This is a genomic window from Bradyrhizobium sp. 154, from assembly GCF_023073875.1.
Classification (GTDB): domain Bacteria; phylum Pseudomonadota; class Alphaproteobacteria; order Rhizobiales; family Xanthobacteraceae; genus Bradyrhizobium.
Map to the genome: position 1 here is coordinate 134,412 of NZ_JADPKG010000024.1, position 23,037 is coordinate 157,448.

At 64.0% G+C, this 23,037-nt stretch carries 22 protein-coding genes and 1 pseudogene; 13 read left to right on the top strand and 10 right to left on the bottom strand.

Annotated features, from left to right (window positions below; all coding sequences use genetic code 11):
* The first annotated feature begins 4 nt into the window (after positions 1 to 4).
* From IVA92_RS04270 to IVA92_RS04280, 3 genes are all read left to right on the top strand, one after another.
* Positions 5 to 766, top strand: a complete 762-nt coding sequence (locus IVA92_RS04270) for an SDR family NAD(P)-dependent oxidoreductase (RefSeq protein WP_247277897.1) — start codon at positions 5 to 7, stop codon at positions 764 to 766.
* A gap of 10 nt (positions 767 to 776) precedes the next feature.
* Positions 777 to 1,196: a thioesterase family protein gene (locus tag IVA92_RS04275; protein WP_247277898.1), complete on the top strand. Its 420-nt coding sequence runs from the start codon at positions 777 to 779 to the stop codon at positions 1,194 to 1,196.
* A 91-nt stretch (positions 1,197 to 1,287) separates the two neighbouring features.
* Positions 1,288 to 2,439, top strand: a complete 1,152-nt coding sequence (locus IVA92_RS04280) for an ABC transporter substrate-binding protein (RefSeq protein ID WP_247277899.1) — start codon at positions 1,288 to 1,290, stop codon at positions 2,437 to 2,439.
* Positions 2,440 to 2,627: 188 nt separating this feature from the next.
* On the opposite strand, the gene IVA92_RS04285 is transcribed toward IVA92_RS04280, so the two are convergent.
* Positions 2,628 to 3,356, bottom strand: coding sequence for a glutathione S-transferase family protein (locus IVA92_RS04285; protein ID WP_247277900.1), 729 nt, complete (start codon positions 3,354 to 3,356; stop codon positions 2,628 to 2,630).
* A 35-nt stretch (positions 3,357 to 3,391) separates the two neighbouring features.
* Positions 3,392 to 3,652 carry a hypothetical protein gene (locus IVA92_RS04290; protein WP_247277901.1) on the bottom strand — a complete coding sequence of 87 codons (261 nt, stop codon included), beginning with the start codon at positions 3,650 to 3,652 and terminating at the stop codon, positions 3,392 to 3,394.
* A 113-nt stretch (positions 3,653 to 3,765) separates the two neighbouring features.
* Between IVA92_RS04290 and IVA92_RS04295 the strand changes: the two genes are divergently transcribed.
* A complete protein-coding gene (locus IVA92_RS04295) occupies positions 3,766 to 4,464 on the top strand; it encodes a YafY family protein (protein ID WP_247277902.1) in 699 nt (232 codons plus the stop codon).
* A gap of 5 nt (positions 4,465 to 4,469) precedes the next feature.
* A complete protein-coding gene (locus IVA92_RS04300) occupies positions 4,470 to 4,793 on the top strand; it encodes a YkgJ family cysteine cluster protein (protein ID WP_247277903.1) in 324 nt (107 codons plus the stop codon).
* Here IVA92_RS04300 and IVA92_RS04305 read toward each other — a convergent pair.
* Together IVA92_RS04305 and IVA92_RS04310 are read right to left on the bottom strand one after the other, a co-directional pair.
* Entirely contained in the window at positions 4,790 to 5,200 is a 411-nt protein-coding gene (locus tag IVA92_RS04305) for a hypothetical protein (protein ID WP_247277904.1), read from the bottom strand. The genes IVA92_RS04300 and IVA92_RS04305 overlap by 4 nt on opposite strands.
* Positions 5,201 to 5,390: 190 nt before the next feature.
* On the bottom strand, positions 5,391 to 5,738 hold the full coding sequence (locus tag IVA92_RS04310) for a DUF3307 domain-containing protein (RefSeq protein ID WP_247277938.1): 348 nt from the start codon (positions 5,736 to 5,738) through the stop codon (positions 5,391 to 5,393).
* Between the two features lie 403 nt (positions 5,739 to 6,141).
* Between IVA92_RS04310 and IVA92_RS04315 the strand changes: the two genes are divergently transcribed.
* From IVA92_RS04315 to IVA92_RS04330, 4 genes are all read left to right on the top strand, one after another.
* The gene (locus tag IVA92_RS04315; RefSeq protein WP_247277905.1) at positions 6,142 to 7,587 is read left to right on the top strand and encodes a TAXI family TRAP transporter solute-binding subunit; all 1,446 of its coding nucleotides are present in this window, start codon (positions 6,142 to 6,144) and stop codon (positions 7,585 to 7,587) included.
* 123 nt (positions 7,588 to 7,710) lie between these two features.
* Positions 7,711 to 7,929 carry a hypothetical protein gene (locus tag IVA92_RS04320; RefSeq protein WP_247277906.1) on the top strand — a complete coding sequence of 73 codons (219 nt, stop codon included), beginning with the start codon at positions 7,711 to 7,713 and terminating at the stop codon, positions 7,927 to 7,929.
* Positions 7,930 to 8,089: 160 nt separating this feature from the next.
* Positions 8,090 to 9,199 (top strand): cyclic nucleotide-gated ion channel, encoded by a 1,110-nt coding sequence (locus IVA92_RS04325; RefSeq protein ID WP_247277907.1) that lies wholly within the window; start codon positions 8,090 to 8,092, stop codon positions 9,197 to 9,199.
* Between the two features lie 12 nt (positions 9,200 to 9,211).
* Positions 9,212 to 9,994 carry an enoyl-CoA hydratase/isomerase family protein gene (locus IVA92_RS04330; RefSeq protein ID WP_247277908.1) on the top strand — a complete coding sequence of 261 codons (783 nt, stop codon included), beginning with the start codon at positions 9,212 to 9,214 and terminating at the stop codon, positions 9,992 to 9,994.
* 73 nt (positions 9,995 to 10,067) lie between these two features.
* On the opposite strand, the gene IVA92_RS04335 is transcribed toward IVA92_RS04330, so the two are convergent.
* A complete protein-coding gene (locus IVA92_RS04335) occupies positions 10,068 to 10,712 on the bottom strand; it encodes a glutathione S-transferase family protein (RefSeq protein ID WP_247277909.1) in 645 nt (214 codons plus the stop codon).
* 89 nt (positions 10,713 to 10,801) lie between these two features.
* On the opposite strand from IVA92_RS04335, the gene IVA92_RS04340 reads away from it, so the two are divergent.
* Positions 10,802 to 11,782, top strand: coding sequence for a YafY family protein (locus IVA92_RS04340; protein WP_247277910.1), 981 nt, complete (start codon positions 10,802 to 10,804; stop codon positions 11,780 to 11,782).
* Positions 11,783 to 11,917: 135 nt separating this feature from the next.
* Positions 11,918 to 12,166 carry a hypothetical protein gene (locus IVA92_RS04345; protein WP_247277911.1) on the top strand — a complete coding sequence of 83 codons (249 nt, stop codon included), beginning with the start codon at positions 11,918 to 11,920 and terminating at the stop codon, positions 12,164 to 12,166.
* A gap of 61 nt (positions 12,167 to 12,227) precedes the next feature.
* On the opposite strand, the gene IVA92_RS04350 is transcribed toward IVA92_RS04345, so the two are convergent.
* The 3 genes from IVA92_RS04350 to IVA92_RS04360 form a co-directional block, all read right to left on the bottom strand.
* On the bottom strand, positions 12,228 to 13,175 hold the full coding sequence (locus IVA92_RS04350; protein WP_247277912.1) for a fatty acid desaturase: 948 nt from the start codon (positions 13,173 to 13,175) through the stop codon (positions 12,228 to 12,230).
* Between the two features lie 14 nt (positions 13,176 to 13,189).
* Entirely contained in the window at positions 13,190 to 14,206 is a 1,017-nt protein-coding gene (locus tag IVA92_RS04355; RefSeq protein ID WP_247277913.1) for an alpha/beta fold hydrolase, read from the bottom strand.
* Positions 14,207 to 14,360: 154 nt separating this feature from the next.
* Positions 14,361 to 15,164 carry an MBL fold metallo-hydrolase gene (locus tag IVA92_RS04360; protein WP_247277914.1) on the bottom strand — a complete coding sequence of 268 codons (804 nt, stop codon included), beginning with the start codon at positions 15,162 to 15,164 and terminating at the stop codon, positions 14,361 to 14,363.
* A 185-nt stretch (positions 15,165 to 15,349) separates the two neighbouring features.
* On the opposite strand from IVA92_RS04360, the gene IVA92_RS04365 reads away from it, so the two are divergent.
* On the top strand, positions 15,350 to 16,549 hold the full coding sequence (locus tag IVA92_RS04365; RefSeq protein ID WP_247277915.1) for an MFS transporter: 1,200 nt from the start codon (positions 15,350 to 15,352) through the stop codon (positions 16,547 to 16,549).
* A gap of 135 nt (positions 16,550 to 16,684) precedes the next feature.
* Here IVA92_RS04365 and IVA92_RS04370 read toward each other — a convergent pair.
* Positions 16,685 to 18,299 (bottom strand): annotated as a pseudogene (locus IVA92_RS04370) (acyl-CoA synthetase).
* A 198-nt stretch (positions 18,300 to 18,497) separates the two neighbouring features.
* Between IVA92_RS04370 and IVA92_RS04375 the strand changes: the two are divergent.
* Positions 18,498 to 19,700: an ABC transporter substrate-binding protein gene (locus tag IVA92_RS04375; RefSeq protein WP_247277916.1), complete on the top strand. Its 1,203-nt coding sequence runs from the start codon at positions 18,498 to 18,500 to the stop codon at positions 19,698 to 19,700.
* 95 nt (positions 19,701 to 19,795) lie between these two features.
* On the opposite strand, the gene IVA92_RS04380 is transcribed toward IVA92_RS04375, so the two are convergent.
* A complete protein-coding gene (locus tag IVA92_RS04380) occupies positions 19,796 to 22,852 on the bottom strand; it encodes an AAA family ATPase (protein WP_247277939.1) in 3,057 nt (1,018 codons plus the stop codon).
* Between the last annotated feature and the right edge of the window lie 185 nt (positions 22,853 to 23,037).

The following is a 23,037-nucleotide window of genomic DNA, read 5'->3' on the forward strand; positions in this document are numbered from 1 at the left end:
CGCCATGTTGTTGAAGGATCAGGCAGCCATCGTCACCGGCGGCGCATCGGGATTGGGCGCGGCGACCGCGCGAAAACTGGCGGCGCAGGGCGCCAAGGTCGCGGTGTGCGACCTCAATGCCAAGCTCGCGGAGACGGTTGCCGCCGAGATCAAGGGCGTGGCCGTGACCTGCGATGTTTCCGATGCCGCCTCGGCCGAGGCCGCCATCGCGCAGGCGACCAAGGCCCACGGCCCGGCCCGCGTGCTGGTCAATTGCGCCGGCATCGGCGTTGCAAAACGCGTGGTCGGCCGCGACGGTCCGATGGCGCTCGCCGATTTCGACAAGGTGATCAAGGTCAATCTGATCGGCACCTTCAATATGCTGCGCCTTGCCGCCGCCGAGATGTCCAAGCTCGAACCGCAGGCAACCGGCGAGCGCGGCGTCATCATCAACACCGCCTCGGTCGCCGCCTATGACGGCCAGATCGGCCAGTCCGCCTATTCGGCCTCGAAGGGCGGCATCGTCGGCATGACGCTGCCGATCGCGCGCGAGCTCGCACAATTCGGCGTCCGCGTGTTGACGATCGCGCCGGGCCTGTTCCTCACGCCGCTGCTCGCCAACCTGCCGCAGGAAGCCCAGGATTCGCTCGCCGCCGCGATCCCCTTCCCTCGCCGGCTCGGCAACGCCGACGAGTTCGCCGCGCTCGCGCTGCACATGGTCGAGAATGCGTATCTGAACGGCGAAGTGGTGCGCCTCGACGGCTCGCTGCGCATGGCGCCGAAATAAGGCGCGTCGCATGTTCGTGAACAGGCGCGACGTCCAGATCCAGTGGGGCGATTGCGACCCCGCCAATATCGTCTACTACCCGCGCTATTTCGCGATGTTCGACGATTCGACGTCGACCCTGTTCGAGGTCGCTGGATTCTCCAAACAGGATCTGGTCCGCAAATACGGCTTGGTGGGGATTCCCATGGTCGACACGCGGGCCAAGTTTTACATCCCCTCGACCTACGGCGACTGGATCACGATCGAGACCAGAATCGAGAGCATCAAGCGCTCGAGCTTCGAGGTGAAGCACAACGTCTACAAGGGTGACGCGCTGGCGATCGAGGGATTCGAGACCCGCGTCCTGGTCGGCCGCGATCCCGTTAACCCCGACAAGCTGAAATCGGCACCGTTCCCCGCGGAAATGGTTGCCAAATTCACGGGGAGTTAGAGCCCGGAGCTAAATCGCCGCATCACCAAAAGAGGGGGCTGAATTACCCCCCGATTTCTGCTTTCAAAGAAGAACGTAAAGGGAGGAATAGATGAAACGCTTTTACCTGACCGCTGCCATCACCGCGGCCGCGCTGGCGCTGCCGGCCCTGCCCGCGCAGGCTCAGACCAGCGAGATCACCATCGGCATCACCACCACCACGACCGGCCCGGGCGCTGCGCTCGGCATTCCCGAACGCAACGCGCTGGAATTCGTGCCGAAGGAGATCGGCGGCGTGCCGCTGAAGGTGATCGTGCTCGACGACGGCGGCGATCCCACCACCGCGACCACCAACGCCCGCCGCTTCGTGACCGAATCCAAGGCCGACATCATCATGGGCTCGGCGCTGACGCCGCCGACCATCGCGGTCTCCAACGTCGCCAACGAGGCCGGCATTCCGCATTTCGGCCTCGCGCCTTTCCCGATTACGCCGGAGCGCATGAAATGGTCGGTGGCGATGCCGCAGCCGATCCCGATCGTGGGCAAGGTGCTGTACGACCACATGAAGGCCAAGGGCGTGAAGACCCTCGGCTATATCGGCTATTCCGACTCCTATGGCGACCTCTGGTTCAACGACCTCAAGGTCCAGGCCGTGCCGATGGGCATCACCATCGTCGACGAGGAGCGCTTCGCCCGTCCCGACACCTCGGTGACCGGTCAGGTGCTGAAACTCGTCGCCGCCAATCCCGACGCGATCCTGGTCGGCGCCTCCGGCACCGCGGCCGCGCTGCCGCAGACCGAGCTGCGCGAGCGCGGCTATCAGGGCCTGATCTACCAGACCCATGGCGCGGCCAGCATGGACTTCATCCGCATCGCCGGCAAAGCGGCCGAGGGCGTACTGATGGCCTCGGGTCCCGTGATGGACCCGGAAGATCAACCGGACACCGCGCTGACCAAGAAGCCGGGCCTCGCACTCAACTCGGCCTATGAAGCCAAGTACGGTCCGAACAGCCGCAGCCAGTTCGCCGGCCATTCCTACGATGCGTTCGAGATCCTCAAGCGCATCATTCCGGCGGCATTGAAGACGGCCAAGCCCGGCACGCCGGAATTCCGCGAAGCGATTCGTCAGGCTTTGCTGACGGAGAAGGAATTGGCGGCAAGCCAGGGCGTCTACAACTTCACCGAAAAGGACCGCTACGGCCTCGACGACCGCTCGCGCATCCTGCTCACGGTGAAGAACGGCAAGTACTCGCTGGTGAAGTAGCCACGGCGAAGGTTTCGCAACGAGAAGAGCCGGCCCAAGGGGCCGGCTCTTCTGTTTTACGGTTGAGGTAGGCAGCAGCATCGACGCCGCGCAAAAAGCCCGGCAGCGGGAATCACTCCCGCACATCCAATTATGCAAAGCTCTCGCAAGCGGGAGAGGTGCAGCGAGCGATGGACGCGAATTGCGCCTCAAGCCGCCTGCCGCAACGGGGTCCAGGCGAACTCCGGATAATACGTGTCCATCATGCGGTCGACATAGGTCGTGAGGTTCGGAAATCCCTCGGCGCGCTTGCGCAAGGCCGATTCGAAGAACGGCGTCAGGATCCCGGCAAGTGCGCCGAAAGCGGTGGCATCGACGCCGCAGGGCCTGCTGCCCATCAGATACGACTTGTCGCCAAGCTGCACCGCGAGCGCGAACAGCGAGCGTACGGCGAGATCGACATCGTCGTCGGGCGCGTGGCGGCCCAACCCGGAGAGCAGATAATTCTCGGCAACACGGAATTGCGCGTCCTCGCGCAGCTTCTCACGGCTATGTTCGGGCGCGCCGTCGAAGAAATGCGACGGGCCCTTGGCGAAATTGACCGGATCGACCCAACGCGCCCCGACCAGCGCCCAATAGACGTGGTGCTCGATCATCCGCTCGAACGCCCAGGCCTGTGCGCGCTCGGTCAGCGACAGGCCGGCGTCGAAATCGAAGCCGTAGCGCCGCTCGATATGGGCGCGGATGAAGGTGGAATCGGCCACCGCCTCGCCGCCGTCGTCGATGAAGGGCAGCTGCCCCTTGGGCGAAGCGGGCGGCATCGCGCGCTCCTTCCGGTAGGGCAACCCCGCCATCTTGAGCTGCACCTCCGTCTTGGTGACGAAGGGGCTGATTTCCGGCAGGCCGAAGCCGGTGCCAAAGCCGTAAAGCGTGATCATGAAACCTCTCCTGAACCTACCGAAACTGACGGAACCTATCTGCCCGCTGCTGCCACCATGGTGGCAGCAGCCGTGATATCTTCTGCGAAACGGGCCCCCTGCCAGGCGCGGCCCATGATGTGGTGGACGAGCGCGTCCGCAGCCTGGATCAGCGAGCGTGCCACCACGCTTGCGAACGCAAATCGGAGGTCAGCAGCCATGAGATCGAACGAGACGAGGCGGCTAAGCCCCCGGGCCTGCCACATCTGGGCGCGCCACAGCGGACTGGCCGAGCCGAAATGGGTTGGAATGATCATGGACAAATCCTCTTCAGTCGACGTGTTGTCCCGGTATAGAACTCCCCTGCTGCCAACATCCTGTCAGCAGCCGCGCGCCGCCTTTTGAAAAGACCAGGAACAAGAGACCAGTCATGAGACGTGCCGACCGGCTGTTTCAGATCATCCAGGTGCTGAGGCGTACGCGTAAACCGCTCACGGCGGACGCGATCGCGGCCGAACTCGAGACTTCGAAGCGCACCATCTATCGCGACATCGCAACGCTCATCGGCCAGCGCGTGCCGATTCGCGGCGAAGCCGGCATGGGCTACATCCTGGAAAAGGGTTTCGACTTGCCGCCGCTGATGCTGACGCCCGACGAGATCGAGGCAGCAGTGCTGGGCGCGCAATGGGTCGCGGGCCACGCCGATTCCGCGCTGGCGCGCGCCGCCGAAGATTTGATGGCCAAGATCGCCGACACCGTCCCCGAGCGCCTGCGTCCCTTCGTGCTGGAGCCGGCGAGCCGCGCGCGGCCAAGCTGGAACAGGGAGCCGGACCGCCTCGACATGGCGCGCACGCGCACCCAGATCCACGAAGGCAAGAAGATCATGTTGCGCTATCGCGACGAGCAGGGCCGCCCCAGCGAGCGTATGATCTGGCCGATTTCGGTCGGCTATCTCGAAGCCGTGCGCCTGCTCGCGGCTTGGTGCGAGCTGCGCAGCGACTTCCGCAGCTTCCGCACCGACCGCGTGGTGGAGGCAACCTATCTCGACGAAAAATATCCGGAGCGGCGCGACGTGCTGCGCGCAAGATGGCGGCAGAGCCTGGTCTGGGGTCCGCCAAAGGACACGTGACCACGATGGAACAGACCTCGCCGCTCGATCCGTCGAGCTGTTGCCAGAGTTGCGGTGCTTGCTGCGGCTATTCGGCGAACTGGCCGCGCTTCTCGATCGAGAGCGACGAAGAGCTTGCAGCTATTCCGGAGGCGCTCGTCAACGCGCGCCAATCCGGCATGCGCTGCGAGGGCGATCGCTGCTCGGCGCTGAAGGGAGAGATCGGCACGGCGACGGCATGCGGCATCTACGCGGTGCGGCCGGAGGTGTGCCGCACCTGCATGCCGGGCGACGCCGAATGCACGATGGCGCGGCGGAAATTCGGGCTTCCAGCGCTAGAGGCCGTCTAAGCCGGAACGGCTACGCCGATCTCGTCGCTGATCTCGTCATCGAGCTCGTCCTCGAGCGGGGCCAGCACCGAGAGCGGCTTGGTCGACAGCGTGATCGGCTTGCGCCCCCCCGACAGCGACGGCGAGGATTTCGCGGCGCCTGCGCGCGACAGCGCATAGAGCGTCGAACCGACACGGCCGCCGTTCTCGATCAGGTCGCGCTCGCTACAGCTTGCAGCGATCGCGAGCGCCAGCGAATGCAGGTGGCTGCGGCGATAGCAGAACAGCGCCAGCCTGGCGCGCGCGTCAGGGGAAACACTCTCAACCAACCTGGGCAGGCCACTCTCGCTGGCGCGGTACATCTCGCCAAGGAGCTCGTCGCGGACCGGGCAGAAATCGCTTTCAAAGGTGTCGCGGCTTGAAAACATTGCAGTTCTCCCTCGTGTACGGAAGATGCCGCGCAATTCTCTAACGAAAGGTTAACCACTCTGCCCGGTAGTCACCCGGGGTCCTTGCGCCCTGGCCGCGAATCACGGGAACGCGACTGCCGCCACAGCGGCATGGCCGGGGCTTTTTGATGCCGGTCAGGAATTGCCCCGCATCGCGCTAAGCCCGGCCTCAGTTCGCCGCCATGAAGATGGAGAGCCCGAAGCCGGTGAGGTGATGCAGTGCTTGGTCGACGCCGATCAGGGTCCAGAACCAGGGGTGCGCCATGTCGACACCGAAATTTGCCGAGACCAATCCCTTGGCGCGGTCGATCGTGATGTGGATCACGAAATCGATGAACGCCACGAACCAGAATTTCGGGGCCACGATCAGGATCAGCGGCAATGCAACCGCAAGGTGAACGAGGCAGTGCACCAAAAGCGGTAGGGCCCAGCCGTGCTTCTGGTCCTTGCCCTGCGCCATCCAGGCGGTCTGGAGGACGAAATCGGCGATGATGTGCTTGAAGGTGAGCAGCAGCATCCAGCCAATGAGCGCTTCAACCGGAACCGCCGATGACATGGGTGGAAACGACAAGCTGACGCCCTTCATTGACGTGACAAGAAAAATTGGAGCGTTCAGCGCAACTTCTTCTTGGACCGGTCAAACGGCCGGGACCTCTGATTTATGACATCTCCCGCGGCGGAATGCAGCCGGGGGGAACCGGAAAATCGTCAACTGTGGCTAACTGGTGATAGATGACCAATCGCCGCGGTGGCGCCGGGTAAGGTTACCTACGGCTCGAAATTTGCATTCCGCGACCTTGGCGCTATCATTGGCGGTAGAGAAATACGTTCTTTTTTCAGGCGTTTACGAATTACAGGCGCCCGCTGCGCTTCCCGTCCACGCGCCGCCGCCAGCCAAAGAATAAGGCCGGAGTGCTGCCATGAGTGCTGAAGGCCCCACCGCATCACCGATCGAGCCGCTGCCCCGGCGCCCCAAAGTGATCAAGACCAACCAGCAGCAGGTCTTCCTCTACGTCGTGCTGACTCTGCTGCTGTCGCTTGCCACCGTCTGGGCCGGCCGCACGTTGGTGCACAATTCGGAAACGCTGACCTTTGCCGTCGGCGGCCCCAACAGCGACGAGGCGCTGTTCGCGGCCAAGCTCGCCGCTCTCCTGAAGAACAACGCCTCGCGCTTTCGGATCAAGATTGTCAACAATGCGGACAACGGCAAGGCAATCGCGCAGTTCGATCGCAAGCAGGCCGACCTCGCCGTGTTGCGCACGGACGCGAAAGTGCCGCTGCGGGCGCGCACGCTTGCGATCCTCGAGCACGATCTCGTGCTCCTGCTTGGTCCCGGCAACAAGAAGATCAAGTCGCTCGCCGAGTTGAAAAAGAAGAAGGTCGCGGTCCTCGCCGAGAACGAATCCTCGCTCGCCTTCGTCCGCAGTGTTCTCGACGTCCCCGACGGCCCCGATGCCACGAAAATCCAGATGGCGCCGCAGGGCGCAACGCTCGACAAGCTGTTTGCCCCGACAAATGGCTTTGGCGCGGTGATTGCCATCGTCCACGCCTCCAGAGCTGTCAGGGACAAGTCCTATGAGCAGGTCGCCAAGCGCGGCGGCTTCACGCTCAACGCGATCGACGAGGCCAAGGCGCTGGCGCGCAAATTCCCGGGCATTTCCGACGAGACGCTGACAGCGGGCACGTTGTCGGCGTCCCCGCAAATTCCCGAGGACGATCTCGATACCATCGGGCTCGAATGGCTCCTGGTCGCACAATCCAGGATGTCGCCGACCACCGCAGGCGAGCTCGCGCGCATCGTCTACGAGAACAAATCCGCGCTCGGGCTCGAGAACGGCTTTGCCACCAGGATAGAGCCGGCCTCTGTCGAGAAGGACGCCTTCGTGATCGCGCATCGGGGCGCCGCCGATTACATCAACGACGACACCAAGTCGTTCATGGATAAGTACAGCGACCTGATGTATCTGGGCGCCGGCGCGCTCAGCATCATCGGCTCGATCTTCGCTGCGATCTACGCCAAGATCACGAGGATCGCGCCGGAGAAGGCCAGCGAGCTCTCCACCGCCATTCTCGACATCGGCGAGCGGATCGAGCACGCCCATTCGCTGGATCAGCTCGAGTGCCTCCAGGACGAGTTGGAGAGCATCTTGCGCGGGGCCGTCATTGGACTCAGAGATGGTACGATTAGCACCGACGGGCTCGATACCTTCAAGCTGGGCTATGAGCTCGTCCGCGACGAGATCGGGATGCGCCGCGACTATCTGAAACGTCATGCGAGCGAGAATGAACAGGCCGCCCGCGATGCCGGCTCGCCCCAGCACGACGACAGCAATGTCGTGGTGGTCAAGACTGCCCAGAGCGCCTGATCCGCGGGTTTGATGCCCTCAGCTCGGGCTGACGGACGTCTTGCCCGGGAGTCGACGGCCGGAACTCAGGAACCGTCACCAGCCACAACCGTTGGCTCCCGGATTGCAACCGGAGAACGCGCCATGCGTACACTCCTCGTCATCTTCCTGCTGGGAATGCTGGCGGCGGTTGGCTATTTCGCCTATTCCGCCATGGCGGTCGAAGGCGAGCCGATCCCGACGGAAGGCTATTGGGCCCTCGCGCTGGGGGCCGGATTTTCCGTCGTCGTCGGCGTTGGCCTGATGGTGCTGCTGTTTTTCAGCAGCCGCCGCGGCTACGACGAGCCACCGCATTTCAGGTAGCGTCTCGGCCTGGCGCTCCGCCAGGCACCTTACCCGCCTTCACTGTCCGCCCCCGACGACGCTGCGGCCCGAGGCCGTCGTTGACGGCCTAGGCCCGGGCGGGCACTTTGGCCCTGAAGTCCCAGCCGGGACCACGAGCCAGAACCGAGCCGCCTTCCCCATGTCCAAGCCGCTGATCTCCGCTCTGGCCCAGTTTGCGGCCGCCACGGCCGGCCGCAACATGACCAAGGCGGCCTATGTGGCCGTCGGCGTTGGCGTGCTCAGCATGGTGCTGCTGACGGACAATCCGGCTTATGAGGCGTCGCGCCGCTGGGTCGATATCCTGCTGTGGGCCTGCCTCCTCTATTTCGTATTCGAATGGCTGGTCCGGCTGCGCCATATGACGCGGCAGGGGCGGCTTTCGCTCTACATGTCGTCCTCGGCCGGCATCGTCGACGCGGTCGGAGCGCTGGCCGTGCCGACTGCGCTGGTTCTCGGCGTCGAGCCGAAGACCGCATGGCTGCTCAGCGTGCTCTGGGTGCTGAAGGTGGTGCCGGGCATTCCGGGCTTGCGACAGCTGCGCCGCGTGCTGGTGCTGGAATCGGGACCGCTGATCAGCGTGCTCGTGATCTTCTTGATGGTGATCTTCCTCGCCTCGGTCGCCGAATATTTCCTGGAAAGGGACGTGCAGCCGCAGACGTTTGGCAGCGTCCCTGCCGCGCTATGGTGGGCCGTCGCCACACTGACGACGACGGGCTATGGCGACGTCGTGCCGATCACTCCGCTCGGACGCATGGTGGCGGCGCTGGTGATGATCTCCGGCCTCGGCGTGTTCGGGCTGTGGACCGGTATTCTGGCGACCGGCTTTGCCGCGGAGACCAGGCGCGACAATTTCCTCAAGACCTGGGAAGCCGTCAGCAAGGTGCCGTTCTTCGCGGCGCTCGGGCCTGCGGCCATCGCCGACGTCACCCACATGCTGCGTACCATGGAGCTGCCAGCACGCACCATAGTCATCCGCAAGGACACGCAAGGCGACTGCATATATTTCATCGCCGCCGGCGAGGTCGAGGTCGACCTGCCCGGCAAGAAGGTGCAGCTCGGCGAGGGCGCCTTCTTCGGTGAGATGGCGCTGCTCGGCAACAACAGGCGCGGCGCCAATGTCTCGACCACGAAAGTGTCGCGGCTGTTGGTGCTCGACCTCGTCGATTTCCGCGTGCTGATGGCGCGACATCCCGAGCTCGCCGAAACCATCGACGCCGAGGCGAAGCGGCGCGCGCTCGAAAACACATGAATGGAGACAAGAATGTCGGACGCAGCCGACGCGACCAGCCCCGTGCTCGAAATCACTGGCGCACGCGCCACCATCCGCCTCAACAGACCAAAGCATCTCAACCGGCTCCAGGCGGAGGATCTTGGCGAACTGGTCAAATTGTTCGACCGGATCGAGAGCGATCCTGATATCCGCGTGCTGGTGCTCACCGGCACCGGGCGCGCCTTCTCCGCGGGCTACGATCTCAACTCGGTGGCGGAACGCGCTGTCAGCGCCCAGGAGCAGCAGAGCGCGGGCTCGGCGTTCGAGGCGGTCGTCAATCGGCTCGAGGATTTGGGCGTACCGACGATCTGCCGGCTCAACGGCGGCGTCTATGGCGGCTCGACCGACCTCGCGCTGGCCTGCGATTTCCGCATCGGCGTCGACACCGCCGAGATGTTCATGCCGGCGGCGCGGCTCGGGCTGCATTATTACCCGAGCGGCATCAAGCGCTACGTGACCCGGCTCGGCGCCGATAATGCCAAGAAACTGTTTCTGACCGCGCAGAAGATCAGCGCTCCCGAAATGCTGCGCATCGGCTATCTCACTGCCGTGGAGCCGCTGGAATTCCTGGACGAGGAGGTCGACAGGCTCGCCACTATCCTCGCCGGCAACGCGCCGCAGGCGATGCGCGGCATGAAGCGCGCCATCAACGAATTCGCTCGCGGGGAGCTGGACGAAGCCGCCGCCGACCAGCGTCACCGCGACAGTATGCGCGGCGACGAGATCAAGGAAGGCATCAAGGCGTTCGCGGAGAAGCGGCCGCCGCGGTTTTGAGAGCTTGTGGGGGACGATGCCGCCACATATTGCATTGTCGTCCCGACCAGCGCGCCTCGGGCGCGCGACCCTATCATCCTCCAGCGGCCGCCGCATGCTGCGCGGCCATCTCCTCATCCGCCGCATTGATGCGCTGGAACGCAGGCCGCGATGTCATGCGCTCGGCATAGCGGACGAAAACGTCCTTCTTCGGCACGATACCGAACATCATGGTCCAGCTTAACGCGACGCCCCACAGCACGTCCGCCGCCGTCATGCGCTCGCCGAGCAGATACGGCCCCTTCGCCAGCTGCGCCTCGAGCGCGCCCAGCATGGTGTCGTAATCGGCATAGGGCGATTGCGTGATCGGCGCCGGCTCGCGCTGCATGAACTTGTCGATGAGGGCCGGCTCGAAGGATGAGCCGTAATAGGCAATCCAGCGCAGGTAAGGCCCGCGCAGCGGATCGTTCAACGCGGGCGTCAGCCCCGCCTGCGGGAAGAGATCGGCGAGATAGATGGTGATCGCGACCTGCTCGGTCACAAGCGCCTCGCCGTGGCGGACCGCGGGCACCTTGCCGAGCGGGTTGATGGCGAGATAGGCGGGCTTGCGCTGCTCGCCGGCTTTCATGTTGAGGACATGGAGATCATAGGGCGCGCCCAACTCCTCCAGCAACACCCGCGTGCCGGTGGCGCGGCTCTGGGGCGAATAGTACAGCGTGATGCGGTTCGCATCGGTCATGGCGGGTCTCCCATCTGGCCTTTTGGCTATAGCGCAGCTTGTAGCGGATCATACCTGACATCTTGTGTCAGGTATGATCTAAGGAGATCATGCGCGCGAGCCGGATGTTGTCGATCCTCACCACCCTCCAGGCCAAGGGGCAGGTCACCGCGCCCGAGCTCGCGGAAGCCTGCGAGGTGTCGGTGCGCACGATCTATCGCGACATCGATGCGCTCGCCGCGTCCGGCGTGCCTGTCTACGCCGACCGCGGCGCGGAGGGCGGCTATCGCCTGCTTGACGGCTATCGCGTGCGGCTGAACGGACTGTCGCAAAGCGAGGCAGGCGCGCTGTTCCTGGCGGGATTGCCGGGCCCGGCCGCGGCGCTGGGGTTCGACGCCGCGATGATCGCCGCGCAGAACAAGTTGATGGCGGCGCTGCCCGCGAATCTGCGCGACGACGCCGGGCGGATGCAGGAGCGATTTCACCTGGACGCGCCGGGCTGGTTCGGCGAGGCCGAAGACCCAAAGCATCTGCGCGCCATCGCTGGCGCAGCGTTGCGGGGGACGCTGATCAAGATCCGCTACCAAAGCTGGCGCGCAGAGAAGCAACGCCGCGTCGCTCCGCTCGGCCTCGTGCTGAAGGGCGGCAGCTGGTATCTCGCAGGGCAAGTCGACGGCAATGTGCGCACCTATCGCATCGCGCGGGTGCTCGACTGCACGGCGCTCGACGATCGCTTCGATCGTCCCGCCGGGTTCGATCTCGCTTCCTACTGGCAGGCCGCGACACTTCGTCTCGAGGCCGAGATGCACCCCAATGTGGCGATTGTCCGGCTGTCGCCATTCGGCGTCAAGCTGCTGGACGCGTTGAGCCAGCCTTACGTCAAGGCACGCACGCAGCTTGAAGAGACCGCCGACGCAGACGGCTGGCGCATCGCCAAGGTCCCGATCGGCAAGACGTCATGGCATGCCGCGGCCGAACTGCTGCGGTTGGGCCCCGAGGCCGAAGTGCTGGAGCCCGCCGATCTCCGCGACAAGATGATGGAGCTGACGCAGGCGATGGCCGCACGCTATCGCCTGGCGCGGAAAGCCTGACGGCGGCACATTTGCCGCGGCCCACGAAACAATCCTGAAACACGATTCTGAGCCAACGCCATGAACGCAATCGCGTCTCGGTCCGACCGAGATGCAGGGACACAACAATGGCACTGCGCCAAATGGAGAATGAAGATGTTTCGTAAGCTTGCACTTGGTCTGATCGCTGCCGGCTCGCTCGGCGTTGCCGCGCTCGCTCCCACCGCCGCCTCGGCCGGCGCCTTCCATCACCACTGGGGTCATCACCATTGGGGTCCCGGCTGGGGCTTTGGCGGCGTCTACGTCAACACCGGCGTCAGCAACTGCTACCAAGAGCGCCTCGTCCAGACCCGTCACGGCCTGCGCGTGCGCGTCGTGAATGTCTGCGCCTACGGGATCTACTGATACCTCGCATCGTCGACAGAGCCCCGATCGCTCCGCGATCGGGGCCTTTGCGTTGAGCTAGCTAGCCAACCTGCCGCTGCCGGCGAAACCAGGCCCAGGTCTCGCGCGTCGTTCTGATGTAGCCGCGGCCGCGATGGACAATCTCGCCATCGACGATCTCGTTCAGCTTCGGCAGCGCATGAAAGGGGATCGAGGGATAGGCGTGATGCTCGACATGATAGGGCATGTTCCACGCGAACCATTTGACGATCGCGCCGGTATAGGTCGTGCGGGTATTCTGGAAGGCGCTGCGGGTGCGGTCGCAGCCAGTATGCTCGGCGTAGAGATAGGGCCGCAGGAAGAACTGCCCGATTACGAGTGGGACGATCCAGACCCAGAGCAGCATGGCCGACGAGAGCCACAGCGACAGCGCAAACAACATCGCGTAGAGCGCGACATAGGCGCGCGCCTCGGCCATGATGATGGAGCGCTTGCTCTCGGGGATCCACGGCACGACGACCTTGCCGGTGATGGCATGGCCGAGCATCAGCCATAGCCGGCCGGCGACCTGAAGCAGGCCGCTATAGGCGATCGCGAGCTGGGTGTCGGATTTCGGCTTCACGCCGACAATCAGCTCGGGGTCCTTGTCCGGATCCTGGGTGTAGCGGTGGTGATCCCAGTGGAACAGGCAATAATATTCGTAAGGCAATCCAATGATGAAAGCCGAGAGATAGCCAATTGCGAGATTGAGGCCGCGGCTTTTGAAAGCGGTCTTGTGCGCTGTCTCGTGCACCGCCATGAACAGGAAGGCAACGACATAGCCCTGCACAGCCATCAACGGCAGCGCCCAAAGCACGCCATGGCGCGAGGCGACCATCCAGATCAGCATGCCCACCAGCACGATCGCGCCATAATGGCCGAGGCTCTGCGCCGCGCCCCTGAGGTCGGAGCGGACCGACAATTGGCGCAGCATCGCCGATGTCAGCGGCTTCAAGCGATGGCCGGGTTCTGAAACAATTGTGTCAGCCATGTCAGGATGCCTGCCTACCTGCTGAGAAGCGCTGCGATCTCGGCCTTGATGAAAGCCTGATCGCGCGGATTGTTGACGGGGTTGCCGGCGCGATGGCCGTGCAGCGACGGGATCGGATGCAACACCGCAGATTTCGCGCTGGTCAACCGGCCGAGCTCATCTTCGTTGTCGCGGACGTCGAAATAGCGATCGGTCGCACCCGGCATCAGCAACATATGGGCCTTGATCGCGCCGAGCGCGCGGCCGAAATCGCCACCGAATGCGGCGCAGCGGCTGACGTCGCCATTCTGCCAGATCTCGATCTGCGCCAGGAGATCGTTGGCGTCGCGTCGCGCAAAGGCGGCATCCCAGCCACGCACGAGATAATCTTCGAGCGAGGTGAAACCGGTGTCGCGCCAAATCTCGTCGCGATAGAAGCCGTGCGACATCGCCCAGCCGGCATAGACACGTCCCATCGCGCGGTAGCCGGCGACGGGCTTCTCGACGAAGCGGCCATCGCGGAAGGCGGGATCGGCGGTCAGGGCGGCCTTCACGCTTTCGAGAAAGACATGATTATAGGGCGCGCAGCGCGCGCTGCCGCAGACGATCGCTGCGCGCTCCACCATATCAGGGTGTAGCGCCGCCCAATGATAGGCCTGCATACCGCCCATCGACCAGCCATAGACCAGCGTGAGCTTCGAGATGCCGAAACATTCGGTGAGCAGCCGGTGCTGGACCGAGATCGCGTCGTGATAGGTGACCTTCGGGAACGGCGCGGCGGTATTCGACGGCGATGAGGACAGGCCGTTGCCGAACAGGTTCGGTATGATGATGAAGTAGCGCGTCGGATCGAGCACGCCGTCGGGCCCGATCAGCCATTCGGTGTCGACGTGCTGCGCGCTGAAAGAGGTCGGATAGAGGATGACGTTGTCCCTGGCCGGGCTCAGCGTTCCATAAGTCTTGTAGGCGAGCTTCAGCCCGGGAAAGACGGTGCCGGACTGGAGCGTGACGTCGCCGGCCTCGAATATCCCGTAGTCGCTCTCTGCCGTCATGGGCCAAACTCCCGCTCACGCATCGCAAGGCGCGCGGCGTTTTGCAATGCACCGATCATGCCGAATCCGCCAGCGCGCCATCGCCCGCGCCCAATAATTGTACTTATAGTACAGTTATTCTGGCGCGGCAAGCGCTCCCAAAACGGCATGTGGCTCAGGCGATGGCCGCCAGATAGCGTGCGACCGAGGTAGCAAAAGCGGCCTTGGCGCCTGCGGCGACGTTGCGGCCCCACCAGGCGCCATAGATGCGGTCGAAGGCGAGCGGCTCAACGGCAGATGCGATCCGCCGCACCGCGGCGGCGTTGAGCGGCATGTAGTTGGGGTAGGAATACATGAAGCTGACGAACCGGCGATCCATCGTCACCTGCGCGATATCGCCGGTGAGCAGCGCGCCCCTGCCGTCCGCACCGTGCCGCCAGTGCAGCACGGTGGCACCGGCGAAATGACCGCCGGTGCGCAGCAGCAGCACGTCGTCGGAGATGCGGTGGTAATCGCCGGTCCAGTGCACGATCGATGCATGCGGCCGCGTCACCCATTGGCGATCATCTGAGTGTAGATAGATCGGCACGCCGCCGAACGCCTCGCTCCAGTCGGCGAGCGCGCCATAATAATGCGGATGCGAGATCGCGATCGCCTTCAGTTCGCCGAGCGAACGCACATGCGCAATCGCCTCTGGTGTTGCCAGCGGTATGCAGTCCCACATCATGCAGCCGCCGCTGAGCGGGACCAGCAGCGCGCGCTGGCCGATGGCGAAGCTCGGCTCGAGCGAGAGGCCGGTCAGGCCGTGATCGTCGCGCCAGACGACGCGGTGGCGTTCTGCCAGCGCCTCGCGAGTCAGGAAACTTTGCCCTTTCCAGCCCACAAACTGCCGTTCGTCCTCGCAGATCGGGCAGGATGCGGGCGGATGTCCGCTGTCCGGAAATTGCGCGCCGCAGGTTTCGCAGGTCCAGAGTGGCATGGCCGAGATCCTGATCGAGACAGTCGCAAGTATGACATGACGTCGCGGTCATGCGATCGCAAGGGCGATCGGAACCAACGCGACGAGCGCAGGTTAGGTTCTGGTCCGCCCGGGCGCCCATGGGCCCGAACTCTCCGCCTCATGCGAGATCCTATTCGATCGGCAGCATTGCGTTCAGCGTCTCGATGACATCGCGCCCTTCACCGTCTCGTATCTGGCCCCTGTTCGCGCTCAACTTCTTCATGGCCGACATGCAGTCGGGCATCGGGCCGTTCGTCGGCGTCTTCCTCCAGGAGCGCGGCTGGGCGAGTGGATTGATCGGCACAGCACTGACGATCGGCAACGTCGCGGGCATGTTGATCACCACCCCGATCGGCGGCCTAATCGATTCCAGCCGCAACAAGCGCATGTGGGTCGTCATCCCCGGCATCTGCGTGGTGCTGGCATCTGCAATCATCCTGATCTCGCAAAATTTCTGGGCCGTCACCTTTTCCCAGGTCGCCCAATCGCTGGCGAGCGCCGCGATCGTGCCGGCGGTGACAGGCATCACGCTCGGCATCGCCAAGCAGAAGGGCTTCAACGCGCTCAACGGCCGCAACCAGGCATTCAACCACGCCGGCAACATGGTCGGCGCCGCGCTGTCGGGCTATCTCGGCTACAAGTTCGGCTATATCGCCGTGTTCGTGCTGGCGGCCATATTCGGCGCCATCGCGATCGCCTGCGTGCTGATGATTCCCGCCAAGGCGATCGATGATCGCGCCGCGCGCGGCAGCAAGGAGGACGACTCCAAAGCTCCGCCGGATGCGATGACGATGCTGCTCAAGCACAAGCCGCTGCTCGTGCTGGCACTCGCGCTCGCCCTTTTCCATCTCGGCAATGCCGCGATCGTGCCACTCTATGGACTTGCGGCAGTGGCCGACGGGCAGGCCAATGGCCCGAGCTTCGTCGCGACCACTGTCGTGATTGCGCAGGGCGTGATGATCGTGACCTCGCTGATCGCGATGAAGGCCGCGAGCAAGCGCAATTACTGGCCGGTGATCCTCATCTCCTTCATGTTCCTGCCCATCCGCGGCGTGCTTGCTTTCTTCGTCACGGGATGGTGGGGCGTCGTGCCAATGCAGGTGCTCGACGGCATCGGCACCGGACTCCAGACCGTTGCCGTCCCCGGCATGGTCGCGCGGTCCCTTAACGGAACCGGTCGCATCAATCTAGGCCAAGGCGCGGTAATCACGGTGCAGGGCGTCGGCGCGAGCTTCAGTCCCGCGCTCGGTGGCTGGATCGCGCAATGGATCGGCTACGGCCCGACGTTCCTCCTGCTCGGCGGCTTTGGGCTAGCCTCGATGGCGCTGTGGCTGGCGTTCGCCGCGACGGTGAAGAAGTATTGAGGGCGCATCTCCGCAATGACGATGTGGAAACGCTGTTGTTCCAAGGCTGACTGCGGAGTCGCGGGGCCCCCTCACCCGGGATTCTCTCTCTCAAATTTCCAGCTCTCCCCGCACATGGAGAGGCGAAAAGCGCGTTCATGTTGCAAAATTCTTCTGGATCGCCTTGTCGAGCGTGTCGCCGCCGACGAAACGCTGGCGCAGCTCCCGCTTGAGCAGCTTGCCGCTCGGATTCTTCGGCAAGCTATCCACGAAGATGACGCGCTTGGGGACCTTGAAATGCGCCATCTGGCCGGCGCAATGCTTGATGACGGACTCTTCGTCCAGCGTTTCGCCGTTCTTGACCACGATGATCGCGGTCACCGCCTCGATCCAGCGCGGATCGGGCAGGCCGACGACGGCGACCTCGGAGACAGCGGGGATGCGGTAGACCATTTCCTCGACCTCGCGGCTTGCGACGTTCTCGCCGCCGGTCTTGATCATGTCCTTGACGCGATCGACCACGGTGATGTGGCCCTCGTCGTCGACGGTAGCGAGATCGCCCGAGTGAAACCAGCCGCCTGAAAACGCCGCCGCGGTCTTCACCGGATCGTTGTAATAGCCGGAGAGCAGATGCGGCGAGCGGTGCACGATCTCCCCGACCTCACCCACCTTGACGTCCTCCATCGCAGTGTTGACCACCCGCGTCTCGACGTTGAGCACCGGCTTGCCGGCCGAGCCGGCCTTGCGCAGCTGATCCTCCGGTCGCAGCACGGTCGCGAGTGGCGCAATCTCGGTCTGGCCGTAGAAATTCCAGAATCTGACGTTGGGCAGGCGGCGCTGCAGTTCGAGCAGCACCTCCACCGGCATGATCGAGGCGCCGTAATAGCCCTTCTGCAAGCTCGACAGGTCGGTCTTGTCGAAATTCGGCGAGCGCAGCATCGCGATCCAGATCGTCGGCGGCGCGAAGAACGAGGTGATCTTGTGCGCCTGGATGTGCGCCAGGATGTTGTCGGCGGTCGGCTTGCCCGTGATCACGCCGGAAGCGCCGAGATAGATTTGCGGCCCCAGAAACACGTCGAGCTGGGCGCAATGATAGAGCGGCAATGCATGCAGGAACTTGTCGTCCACGCTCATGCCGCCGTCGATGATGCAGCTGACATACTGCCACATCACGGCTTCATGGGTCAGCATCGCGCCCTTGGGCAGCGATTCCGTGCCGCTGGTGTAGACGATCTGCGCGAGATCGCGGCTGTCGACCGACGCGTCCAGGAACGAGCCGTCGGCATGCAAGAGATCATCGAAGGTGGTGAGGCCCGAAGGTGCCGTGGCCGGATCCTCGCCCGGCAAGCAGATCATCTTCTCGACGGCGCAATCCTTGGCGCTGGCCGCGCTCGCTTGCTCGACGAAATCAGGACCGGTTGCGAGCAGCCTTGCCCCAGAACTCTTCAGGATGAAGTTGATCTCGTCCGGATTGAGCATGAAGTTAACCGGCACCAGCACGGCGCCGATCCGTGCCACGGCAAAGCGCAGCGCCGCGAAGGCGTGCGAATTGCGCGAGAGCACGGCGAGACGGTCGCCTTTTTTGACGCCGAGACCGAGCAGGCCGCGGCCGAGCCGGTTGCAGATCGTGTCCATCTCGGCAAAGCTCCAGCTCACATTGCCGCAGCTCACCGCGAGCTTGTTCGGCTCGCGGCCTGCCGACCGGCGTAAGGAGATCGCCGATGGAATGCTCGCGGGCTTTCGCGATGGTGGCTGCGGTATCGCTGGTCATTTCCGTCCCCTAATTTGAGATGGCGCAGAGGCCGGCCCGAACAGTGCATGCGCACGCTTCCCATGTTTGCGCAAACCGTAGTTGGCGCAATCGCCCGCGTCAATTCAGCCGACGAGCGCGGCGCCGTTACGCAAGAATTGGCACTTCAGAGAGGCAATCTGGGCTGGTGCACCAATTATAAATATCAGAGGAAATGCCATGTGCCGGATTATGCGTGCCGCTTTCGCGGCCGGACTCGCCGTGCTCGCGACCAGCTCGTCTTCTGCCCAGCAGGCACCGCTCAAGATCGGCGTGCTCTCCGACTTCTCCTCCGTCTATTCCGACATCGGCGGCATGGGGAACGTCGAGGCCACCAAAATGGCGATCGAGGATTTTGGCGGACAGATGTTCGGCAAGTCGATCGACCTGGTCTCGGCCGACGTGCTCAACAAGCCCGACGTTGCCTCCAGCATCGCCCGCAAATGGTGGGAGACCGAGGGCGTCGACATGATTATCGACCTGCCGACTTCGGCCACTGCGCTCGCGGTGATGGAGCTGTCGAAGCAGTACGAAAAGATCATGATCGTAACCGATGCGGCCAGCTCCGATATCACCGGGAAATCCTGCTCGCCTTACACCGCGCACTGGACTTACGACACCTATTCCAACGCCCATACCGTCGGCAGCGCCATCGTCAAGAACGGCGGCGACAGCTGGTTCTTTCTTACCGCGGACTACGTGTTCGGCCATTCCATCGAGCGCGACACCGGCGACGTGGTGAGGGCGGCTGGCGGCAAGGTGCTCGGCAGCGTCAAGCATCCGCTCAACACCGCGGACTTTTCGTCATTCCTGCTCCAGGCCCAGGGCTCCAAGGCCAAGATCATCGGCCTCGCCAATGGCGGCGGCGACACCATCAACGCGATCAAGCAGGCCGGCGAGTTCGGCATCGTCGCTGGCGGCCAGAACCTGGCTGCGATCGTGATGTTCATCTCCGACGTGCACAGCCTTGGCCTCAAACTCGCGCAGGGGCTGATCGTCACCGAGGCCTATTACTGGGATCTCAACGAGAGGACCCGCGCCTTCGGCAAGCGCTTCCTGGAGCGCGTCAAGCGCATGCCGACGATGAACCAGGCCGCGACCTACAGCGCCACGCTGCATTACCTCAAGGCCGTGCAGGCCGCGGGCACGAAGGACACCAAGACGGTCATGGCCAAGATGCGCGAGCTGCCGGTGCGCGACGCCTTCACCGACAACGGCGTGCTGCGAGAGGACGGCCGCATGGTGCACAGCATGTACCTGTTCCAGGTGAAGAAGCCGGAGGAATCGAAGGGGCCGTGGGACTACTACAAATTGCTCGCCGAGGTGCCCGCCGACCAGGCGTTTCGGCCGTTGAAGGACGGTGGCTGTCCGCTGGTGAAGTGAGGCTCGCGCGAGCATAGAACCCGTCGGTCGGCCTCAGTTGGTTCGCAGTGACGCTAAGGTCGGCCGCAGCGGTGCCGTCGCGGACCCCGCCGGGGTCAGGTCAGCTCGTCGCCTCGCGCGAGCATGTCGTTCAGTATCGCCTCGGCCTTCTGCTGGAGCGGCCGCGCGCCGCTCTCGGAGGCGATCGCGATGCTGGCGCGCAGCGCGGCGAGGATGGCCGCCTTGCCTTCGGCGCTGGACGCCGGCGTCACCACGGCTTCGCCAAGCAGGGCCTCGGCCTCGAGGCCCGAAAACCCCTGCTGGCGCGCCGTGTTGCGCGCCTCGCGCAGCATGTTCTGCGCAGTCCCGGCGTCGCCGAGGCGCCAGGTCGCCAGCGCCAGGTAGATCGAGCTGCGCAGCACCGCCGAAGTATAGCCGACCGCCTTCGCCTCCTCGCGCGCCTCGGTCAACATGCCCCGCGCCCGGTCGAACAGGCCCTGGTCCAGATAGGCCATGCCGAGATGGCAGGCGAGCACCGGCACGAACAGCCGGATGCCGTGCTTCTGCGCGAGGACAAAGCCGTCCTCGAGGATGGAAGCGGCGGCTGCCGGATCATTCTGCCCCAGCTTCAGCCAGCCGCCGCTATAGGCGGCCGCGACGCGGTCGTAGGGCCGACCGGTCTCCCCCGCTATCGCAGCGGCCTCGCGCTGGAGCTGCTCGGCGGCATCGAGCTCGCCCATCACGGTGTGGGTGATGCTGTTCATCATGCAGCAAAGGAGGAGCAAAGATCGTGGGGTCGTGCCGATCGGAGCACTCGCTGTTGGACCCGCGAGATGGACGCGGGCCGTGGCCAGCATCTTCTCGGCCTGATGGTAGCGGCCGGAAAGAAAATAGGCCTGCCCAAGACCATATTGGGCGAGATTGCGCCAGCCGGGATTGCCCGAGCTCTCCGCCAGATCCACCACGTCTTCCCCGATCGCGACAGCTTCGACCGGCGCTCCATAGAAGTTCTGTGCGCCCGCCCTCATGGTCATGGCCGCGACCTTGCGCTCAATATCGTTGATTGCATCGGCTCGCCGTTCGGCCTCCCTTCCCAGATCCAGGGCTTCCGCGACGCGCCCAGATCCGGCAAAGGCCAGACGTGCTTCCATTCGGATGTCAATGGCGTTCACCTCGCGCGCGTGCGTCACTGGTGTCTTGTCGAGAGATCCCATCGCAATCTCGAAATAGTCGACCGCGCCGGCATAGGCCGAGCGAACCAAACATTTTCGAGCAGCGCTCCTGCCGTGGTCGAACGCCTTCTGCCAGTCCTTTGCTCGCGTCGCGTGATAGCAGAGCGTATCCGGATCGTCGGCCCATGCCTCGTCGCCTTCGAGGGCGGCAAGTATGCTGGCATGGATGCTTTCGCGCACCTTCTCGACCATGGAATCGTAGGTCACCTGCCTGACCATCTCGTGCCGAAATTCGAGCGAGTCCTCCAACTCACTGTCGATCTTGACCAGCAGTTCGGCCCGGTCGAGTGCGGCGAGGCAATCCTGCAGAACCTTTTCCGGCAGGGCCGCTACTTTCCGCAACATGGCTTGGTTGGCCCGGCGTCCGAGCGCCGCGGCGATCTGAAGAAGTGACCTTTCCTGCCGCGACACGCGATCGAGCCGTGCCGCGATCACACCTTGAATGCTGCTGGGGATGCCGAGCTCGTCCACAGGACGCGCAACGGAAAGATCACCCCACTGGCCAAGAAGCAGGCCGCTGTCCTTCAGACTTCGGCAGACCTCCTCGATGAACAGCGGAACGTTGGCCGTGTGAGAGATGATCCGATTCTTCAGGTCCGTATTCGAGGTAGCGGGGCCAAGCATCTCCGCGAGCATGGCCAGACCCGAATCGTCGTCGAGAGGCCGCATCGCCACGATCTCCGCCTGACAATTTGCGATCCACACCGGCATTCCGTTGGGCCGCGTCGTCAGCAGCACAAGCAAATCGGGGCTTTGCAGCCCGGAGAGGGTGGCCACAATCGCGTCGCTGGCCCGATCGATCCAATGCAGGTCTTCGATCAGAAGGACAGTGCGTTGGCGACGGGCGACGCTCGCGACGATCGCGCAGCTCGCGTCTGAAATCGCGCGGCCGCGGGCGTGAGGCTCCAATTCGTCCCATTGCGGATCGGAAATCGGCAAGTCCAGGACGGCGTCGATGGCGCGCTGCTGCACCACCGGCAACGCGTCTCTGGGATCGTCCGTCCTGGTCTGATCCCTCGCAGCTGCATCAAAGACCGAGAGCAACAGGCGCTTGAGGGCGCTGTACGGAGCGCCCTGGAGATTCGGGCTGCACTCGGCATCGATCAGCCGCCAGCCGCTGGCTCGAAGGTCCTGGGCGAACTCATGTGCGAGCCGCGACTTACCAATGCCGGCATCCCCCATCAGCAGAACCGTTTGCCGGCCGGCCGCAATCCTTTCCGTCGCGCGCCATAGCAATGCCCGCTCCGTCGTGCGATCGACGAAACGGGAAACGCTGCGCGCACGTCGGACCCGCCAGCTCGACAGATCGCTTGCGCCCATGATCCGGTACACGGGCATGGGCTCGCCAAAACCACGGAGCGCTTTTCGGCCGAGGAATTCAAAGCGCACATGTCCGTCCGCGAGCTCCTGGCAGGCTTGCGAGACATAGATCTGGTTCGCCTCGGCCGCTGCTTCCAGCCGGGCTGCCAGATGCTGGGCGGCTCCGCCGATCTCATAGACTTTGGAAAATTCGCTGGCGACCATGTAGGCCACCACATGGCCTGAGTGGAGGCCAACCCGGACCTGAAGCCCGGGATCTCCCAGGCTGCCGACACGCCGGACAAGTTCGATGGCTGCGTGGCAGGCCAGCGGGGCATGGTTGTCGTCGGCGATCGGAGCGCCGAATACCGCGGCCAACCCATCGCCCAACTCTTTACTGACGATGCCGCCAAACTGGCGCACCGCGCCTCTCATCGCCGCAAGAGCCGGTTCGAGACGCGACACCGCCGCCTCCGGCTCGAGCTCCGCAACAAGTCCCGTGGAATCGACGACGTCAGCGCGCAGAATGGTCACAAAGCGTCGCTCGCTGTCGGGATCAACGCGCTCGCGCACCGCCGCTCCGCATTTGGAGCACCAGCTATCGCCGGGATCAATCGTCGACTGACACGCGAAGCAATGCATTTCAGCGCCTTCAACGAACTGCCTCGGCAGTCCCGCTCCAACGCCTGCGAGGCGTTTGGCGTACATTACCCATAGAGGAATGCATGGCAATCGGGCTTGCGGGATACGCGATGTTACCGGATCGCGGCTCTCTGGACGAAGTACAGTCGTGGGTGGTAGCGTGCCTGCACACAACGAATGTGTGA

What these genes read in the sequence shown, in the direction of transcription:
- IVA92_RS04360 (WP_247277914.1), bottom strand. Translation starts at nt 15,164, where the DNA reads ATGCCACTCTGGACCTGCGAAACCTGCGGCGCGCAATTTCCGGACAGC.
- IVA92_RS04340 (WP_247277910.1), top strand. Translation starts at nt 10,802, where the DNA reads ATGCGCGCGAGCCGGATGTTGTCGATCCTCACCACCCTCCAGGCCAAG.
- IVA92_RS04280 (WP_247277899.1), top strand. Translation starts at nt 1,288, where the DNA reads ATGAAACGCTTTTACCTGACCGCTGCCATCACCGCGGCCGCGCTGGCG.
- IVA92_RS04295 (WP_247277902.1), top strand. Translation starts at nt 3,766, where the DNA reads ATGAGACGTGCCGACCGGCTGTTTCAGATCATCCAGGTGCTGAGGCGT.
- IVA92_RS04375 (WP_247277916.1), top strand. Translation starts at nt 18,498, where the DNA reads ATGTGCCGGATTATGCGTGCCGCTTTCGCGGCCGGACTCGCCGTGCTC.
- IVA92_RS04355 (WP_247277913.1), bottom strand. Translation starts at nt 14,206, where the DNA reads ATGACGGCAGAGAGCGACTACGGGATATTCGAGGCCGGCGACGTCACG.
- IVA92_RS04270 (WP_247277897.1), top strand. Translation starts at nt 5, where the DNA reads ATGTTGTTGAAGGATCAGGCAGCCATCGTCACCGGCGGCGCATCGGGA.
- IVA92_RS04350 (WP_247277912.1), bottom strand. Translation starts at nt 13,175, where the DNA reads ATGGCTGACACAATTGTTTCAGAACCCGGCCATCGCTTGAAGCCGCTG.
- IVA92_RS04365 (WP_247277915.1), top strand. Translation starts at nt 15,350, where the DNA reads ATGACATCGCGCCCTTCACCGTCTCGTATCTGGCCCCTGTTCGCGCTC.
- IVA92_RS04345 (WP_247277911.1), top strand. Translation starts at nt 11,918, where the DNA reads ATGTTTCGTAAGCTTGCACTTGGTCTGATCGCTGCCGGCTCGCTCGGC.
- IVA92_RS04320 (WP_247277906.1), top strand. Translation starts at nt 7,711, where the DNA reads ATGCGTACACTCCTCGTCATCTTCCTGCTGGGAATGCTGGCGGCGGTT.
- IVA92_RS04330 (WP_247277908.1), top strand. Translation starts at nt 9,212, where the DNA reads ATGTCGGACGCAGCCGACGCGACCAGCCCCGTGCTCGAAATCACTGGC.
- IVA92_RS04275 (WP_247277898.1), top strand. Translation starts at nt 777, where the DNA reads ATGTTCGTGAACAGGCGCGACGTCCAGATCCAGTGGGGCGATTGCGAC.
- IVA92_RS04285 (WP_247277900.1), bottom strand. Translation starts at nt 3,356, where the DNA reads ATGATCACGCTTTACGGCTTTGGCACCGGCTTCGGCCTGCCGGAAATC.
- IVA92_RS04325 (WP_247277907.1), top strand. Translation starts at nt 8,090, where the DNA reads ATGTCCAAGCCGCTGATCTCCGCTCTGGCCCAGTTTGCGGCCGCCACG.
- IVA92_RS04305 (WP_247277904.1), bottom strand. Translation starts at nt 5,200, where the DNA reads ATGTTTTCAAGCCGCGACACCTTTGAAAGCGATTTCTGCCCGGTCCGC.
- IVA92_RS04315 (WP_247277905.1), top strand. Translation starts at nt 6,142, where the DNA reads ATGAGTGCTGAAGGCCCCACCGCATCACCGATCGAGCCGCTGCCCCGG.
- IVA92_RS04380 (WP_247277939.1), bottom strand. Translation starts at nt 22,852, where the DNA reads ATGCATTGCTTCGCGTGTCAGTCGACGATTGATCCCGGCGATAGCTGG.
- IVA92_RS04335 (WP_247277909.1), bottom strand. Translation starts at nt 10,712, where the DNA reads ATGACCGATGCGAACCGCATCACGCTGTACTATTCGCCCCAGAGCCGC.
- IVA92_RS04300 (WP_247277903.1), top strand. Translation starts at nt 4,470, where the DNA reads ATGGAACAGACCTCGCCGCTCGATCCGTCGAGCTGTTGCCAGAGTTGC.
- IVA92_RS04310 (WP_247277938.1), bottom strand. Translation starts at nt 5,738, where the DNA reads ATGCTGCTGCTCACCTTCAAGCACATCATCGCCGATTTCGTCCTCCAG.
- IVA92_RS04290 (WP_247277901.1), bottom strand. Translation starts at nt 3,652, where the DNA reads ATGATCATTCCAACCCATTTCGGCTCGGCCAGTCCGCTGTGGCGCGCC.